4 protein-coding genes are annotated in these 5377 nt (G+C 52.9%); 2 read left to right on the top strand and 2 right to left on the bottom strand.

Going from position 1 to position 5377, the window contains the following annotated elements:
• Window positions 1-53: 53 nt before the first annotated feature.
• Window positions 54-1283: a M20 family metallo-hydrolase gene (locus tag GAP13_RS12470; RefSeq protein WP_158908623.1), complete on the top strand. Its 1230-nt coding sequence runs from the start codon at window positions 54-56 to the stop codon at window positions 1281-1283.
• Between the two features lie 71 nt (window positions 1284-1354).
• Here GAP13_RS12470 and GAP13_RS12465 read toward each other — a convergent pair whose 3' ends face one another.
• Window positions 1355-2842, bottom strand: a complete 1488-nt coding sequence (locus GAP13_RS12465; protein WP_158908622.1) for a LysM peptidoglycan-binding domain-containing protein — start codon at window positions 2840-2842, stop codon at window positions 1355-1357.
• On the bottom strand, window positions 2839-3957 hold the full coding sequence (locus GAP13_RS12460; protein WP_158908621.1) for a tetratricopeptide repeat protein: 1119 nt from the start codon (window positions 3955-3957) through the stop codon (window positions 2839-2841). The genes GAP13_RS12465 and GAP13_RS12460 overlap by 4 nt, the downstream gene beginning before the upstream one ends.
• Before the next feature lie 91 nt (window positions 3958-4048).
• Between GAP13_RS12460 and GAP13_RS12455 the strand changes: the two genes are divergently transcribed.
• A partial coding sequence (locus GAP13_RS12455) for a tetratricopeptide repeat protein (RefSeq protein WP_158908620.1) occupies window positions 4049-5377 on the top strand: 1329 nt, incomplete at its 3' end.

Raw genomic sequence — 5377 nt, 5'->3', positions numbered from 1 at the left:
GCCTATGCGCAGCACCATTCTCATTCTATTCATTGAGCAGGAAGGAAAGAAACATGACCGAACTCGCACAGATTTCTAAATTTCTGGATTTGCAGGAAAAAGGAATTATAGAACTGGAGAGCCTCTTGACCGCTTACCCCGCGCTTGCGCCCGAATCCGGGGGCATCGGAGAAATCGAAAAAGCCGCAGCTCTCGAAAAATGGCTCAAGGCTGAGGGAATACAGAATATTCAGCATTACGACGCGCCCGACGAGCGAGTTCCTTCCAAAGTGCGCCCGAATCTCGTCGCGACAATTCCAGGGAAGCGCAAGGACAGTCCTGTATGGATTATGGCGCACCTCGATGTCGTTCCCGAGGGAGAGCGCAGCCTCTGGGACAGCGATCCATGGAAAGTAGTCGTCAAAGATGGCAAAGTCTATGGCCGCGGCGTCGAGGATAATCAGCAAGGCCTTGTTTCATCGGTATTTGCAGCGCTTGCTTTTGTCAAGCTTGGCATTGTGCCAGAGCGCACGATAAAGCTGCTCTTTATTGCCGATGAGGAAGTCGGTTCGAAATTCGGCATTCAGTACCTTCTTGAGCATCACGATTTGTTCAGCAAAGACGATATCATCATCATACCGGATGGCGGCTCCCCCGATGCTACCGAAATCGAAGTTGCAGAAAAAAACATCTGCTGGCTCAAAGTAACCACCAAAGGCAAGCAGACACATGCCGCAATGCCTGACAAGGGGGCCAACGCCTTCCTGGCCGGATGCGACCTTGCCCTTCGCATTCATCGTCTGGAAAAAACCGCTTTCACCGCTCGCGATGCGTTGTTCAGCCCCGACCGAAGCACCATCAGTCCGACTAAAAAAGAAGCGAATGTCCCGAATATCAACACGATTCCGGGCGAAGATGTTTTCTATGTCGACATGCGCCTCTTGCCGGTCTATCCGGTTTCGATGGCGCTCGAGGAAATTTCAAGGCTTTCGCACGCCATCGAAGCCGAATATGGCGTCAAAGTTTCGATTGATGTGGTGCAGTCGAACGAGTCCCGAGCGACGCCCGCAACTGCTCCTATGGTCGAAATGCTGGCTCGTGCAGCACGTCAGGTATATGGCGTAGAGGCGAAGCCCATCGGTATCGGCGGCGGCACGGTCGGCGCGTACCTGCGGAAAGCCGGGTATGATTGCGTGGTTTGGTCGAAAATGAATGAGACCGCGCATCAGCCGAATGAAAACGCGGATATCGCGAACATAATCGGAGACGCAAAGGTATTTGCGACGCTCGCGATGATGGAATAAGCGGTCGGCGAATTTTTTAGCGAGCGCTTTGCTGAGTGCAGGGCGCAGCCGCAAGAAAAATCTCGCGGTTTTCAGGGTTGGGTCGGCACCTTCAGTTTCTGCCCGATCCGCAGCACCGAATTTACAGAAATGCCATTCAGACTCGCGATTTTCTGCACAGTCGTGCCGTAGCGCCGCGCAATGCCATAGAGGGTATCGCCTTTCTGGACGGTATGCGAAGTGCTCTGTGCGCTGGCAGATCCGCTGCTCGCATTGGAGCTCATCGAAGGATTCAAAGGCTGGAGCGAAAGCGGAATCATAAGCGTCTGGCCGATTTTCAGGCGGTCGGGATTGAGGCCTGGGTTCACTTTCGCAATCATCGATATCGAAACTCCATAATGCCGCGAAATAGCTGTTAGCGTATCGCCTTGCTTGACTTTGTAGATATCATAGCGAACAAGCGGCGCATTCGGATCGGAGAGAATCGCTTTAACCTGGTCGGATTTTTCTGCAGGCACTTTCAGGAGATGCGAGTCATCCGGCGGCGTAATGGTGTAGTGCAGCTCGGCATTGCCGAGTTTCAGCGTATCGAGCGGGATTTCAGCCTTGGATGCAAGAAGCTTGAGATCCACCTGGCGATCGAGGGGGATAGCTTCCCACTTGAGCTGCCGGGGGGGCAATGCCAGCCCATATAAATCCGGATAGCGCAGAATCGAAGCGACGGCCAGGAATTTCGGAACATAATCCAGCGCCTGTTTCGAGACAAGGCCTTTATCGTAGATGTTCCAGAAATCAGTATCGCCTCCTGCCGCATTCACCGCGCGCCTGAGCGCTCCGAGCCCGGCATTGTATGCGGCAATAGCAAGCGGCCAATCCTTGAGGTCATTGTAATTGTCGATGAGCTTTTTAATTGCCGCATCGGTACTTTTCATGAAATCGCGGCGCTCGTCCACCCATTCGGTGATGGTCAGCCCATAGCCGTTGATGGAGTTCTTCATGAATTGCCAGATGCCCGTCGCACCGCTGCGGGACACTGCAAACGGCGAGAATGCCGATTCGATCACAGGTAAAAAGGCCAGTTCCTGCGGTGCGCCGTATTCCGCGACTTTCGATTCGATGTAATCCATGAAAGGCGCGGCCTTTTCCATTGTCGAAAGCAGTATCTTTCTGCCGCGGTCGCTCAAATAATATTGCCGGTATTTTTCGAAAAGCTCATGTCCCCAGGGCATGGGAATATCGTATTGAAGGCTTTTGGCGTGCTCCTCGAGGCTGAGTTCTTCGGGCACAAGCTGGCTCAAGTCGATTGGCTCCTGACTTTCTTCGAGAGGGCTGCTGGGAAGCTCTTCGGGCGCTTCTGGCGGCACGATAGATGCAGAATCGGGGGCAGCTTGCGAAGTCGGGGCAGGAGCAAGCGGCGTATGAGCTGCTGAACTACTGGAAGGTGTTTCGGATAGTGCGGAAGAAGACCCTTCGGTGCTCACCGCAGAAATGTGGAAGGCGCCTTCCGCCTCCGTCGCTGATATCAGTGGAACTGCGATGCAGAGCGAGGCGAGCATACAGAGGCAGCATTTTCTGATCATTGCATTTTCTCTCCGAAATAGATGCCAGCCCATTCCCAGTTGCCATGCACCTTCGGATCGGCTGGAAAATTTACCTTGCGAAAGCATAGATACCACACCGGGATATATCCCGTCCACCCAGAGGTCCGAAGGAAGGCTTCCGAATCATTGAAAGAAGGATCGAGGGCAGGAGCCACGTAAATTGGACCTTTTGTCATGAAATTGCTGAAATTGAACAGCACATTCGAATTCGAATCCTCTCCGCCTTCCTTGTACCACGACATCGCAAAAAATCCTGCTTTGGACATGTATTTTCTGAGTGTTTGCGGAGAACGGGCTGCGATTGCTTTCCGGATTCCGGCAACGAGCTCACCCAGGTCCGCATATGTCCAGTCTTTCGGGCTATCGTTGAATTCGACCATTTTGCGCGCGTAGTCATGCGCATCAGAATAGCCAGGCACAGAAACACCGAAATAAGGCAGAAAACGGCGGTATTCTTCGATAGCCTGAGTCCATTGACCGAGAGCTTCGTATTCTTTTGCCAGCAGAAAATGGAAAGGCCCAATTTCATCGGCGTCCGGGAAACGCTGGATGAATTCCTTGAACCAGGCGGTTTTTTTCTCTGGAGGATTGTCGCTGTCGATCAATTTGACAAGGCAGGTGCGGTGGATCGATTGTCCATCGATGGTCATGTCGGGGACAGTTTCGATAATGCGCTCGTACAGAATGCGAGCAATCGGCGCGCTGCCCATCGATTCATAGACCGCGCCCGCAGCAAAAAGATACCATGCTTCATAGGCATCATGTTCTTCGGCGAGCGATGAGAGAAACCTTGCCGCACGCGCCTGCTGGCCGTCTTCGATGAGAATCGTGCTGATTCTTCGTGCAGCGAGCATGCGCTGAACCGGATAATACCCGCTTTTTTTCAGCCGAGGCGAATGAAGAATTTCGAGCGCATCGCGAAGATCTTTTGCTTGTGCCTTGTTCGAGATAGAAAAATCGTTTGAGCCAATTCCAAGGGGAGCGAGAAGGTCGTTGCTGCAGGAAGACAGAAAGAGCGCGAAGCACAAAAAGAGCGCAACACAAAGACTTGTAAATACAAAAACGACGCCTCGGCCTTTGTTTGCGCTTTTCATCGATAGTAGCCTAGCATGCATTCTTTTTTCTCAGCAAGCAGTGCTTTTCCTTGCATTCCTTACCAATCTGTACTAGTATAAACCATTGAACATGAAATTTCGTTTCAGGTTTTCGATCGCAATTCGCCGCTATTTCCGCGCGTGGATTATCATTGTGGTGTTCATGGCCTCCGGAACGCCGCTTATTACCGAGGCGCAGCAGGCGCTGCCCAAAATCGACACCGAGCAGCTTAAAAAAATTTCGGGCGAATCAGCCGAAATAGAAGGGCTCATCATCCGCGCGACGCCACAATCGATTACGGATGCCCGCGCGCGCATTGAAACTTCCCCATATCTCTCTGCGCCGGACAAGGCAGCTCTTGGAGCAATTGCGAGCGGTGTCGGCCTTATTCTGTATGGCCCAAAAGACTCCCGCTTCGAAATTCCTGTGGCAGCACAGGGTGCGAGCCAGAAATACATTACCTATCTGGTTGGTCTTGTCGATGTGTTTGCAGGCAAGAACCCGCAGATTTTTGCGAGTGAGCCTTGCTCAACAATGACCGAGCTCATCTCATCTCTGTCATATTTTCGAAGCGCAAAGAGCGAAGTGCGCGAAAAGGTGAACGGGGCGCTGAGCCGATTCGATGCGTTGGGAGGCGTGTCTGTCGTACCTATGCTCATTCGCGGACAGACAGCGCTCGATTCGAAAGAGTATAGCATTGCAGAAAAAGAATTTTCAAGCGCGCTTTTGCTCGATACCAAGTCCGAAAAATCCGCCTGCGGGTTTGCGCGGGCCTCCCTGGCGCTCGGAAAGCCCCAGGCAGCGAAAAATGCCCTGGATCCGATTGCAGCGGGGATCATTACGAGCAGTACAAGCGCTGAATTTAAAGCATTATATGGCTTGACATTATACAATCTCAACAATGTCCTTGATGCGGAAGCATGGCTTGCCTCTGCGCTCAACGATGACCCAGGCAGAACTGAAGTGCTCGTGCCGCTCGCCCAGGCAGCAATCCAGAGACGAGACTATTCAGCAGCTTCCCGCTACCTCGAGAGCGCAGCAAAAGCCTTCTCCCAGGATCGGACCTGGCTCGTGCTCAAAAGCCAATATGCGCTCGAGAATTCCCGCCAGGCCGATGCTGAACGTTTCGCCCGTTCGGCGGTGCGATATTTCCCCAAAGATCCGGTTGCGTTGTCGCAGCTCATCCAGGCGCTCGAAAAATCGACCGACGAAGCCCGCCATGCAGAAGCAGCGGATCTCGCGAAAGCAGTGCTCGATCTGGCAATGAATGAGGATACAGCCCTGGTTCCGCTTGAAGAGGCGCGAAGAGCTCAGGCCAAGAATCAGGCTCTGCAATTTCTTGTAAGTGAAAGCTATAACCATCAGGATTGGGCACGTGCCGCGGCATATCTGCAAGCTGCCGGCAGCCTTCCTCTCGAC

Source organism: Rectinema subterraneum (genome assembly GCA_009768935.1).
Classification (GTDB): Bacteria; Spirochaetota; Spirochaetia; order Treponematales; family Rectinemataceae; genus Rectinema; species Rectinema subterraneum.
The sequence above is the reverse complement of the archived record's forward strand: the minus strand, read 5'-3'. Positions and strand labels throughout refer to the sequence as shown.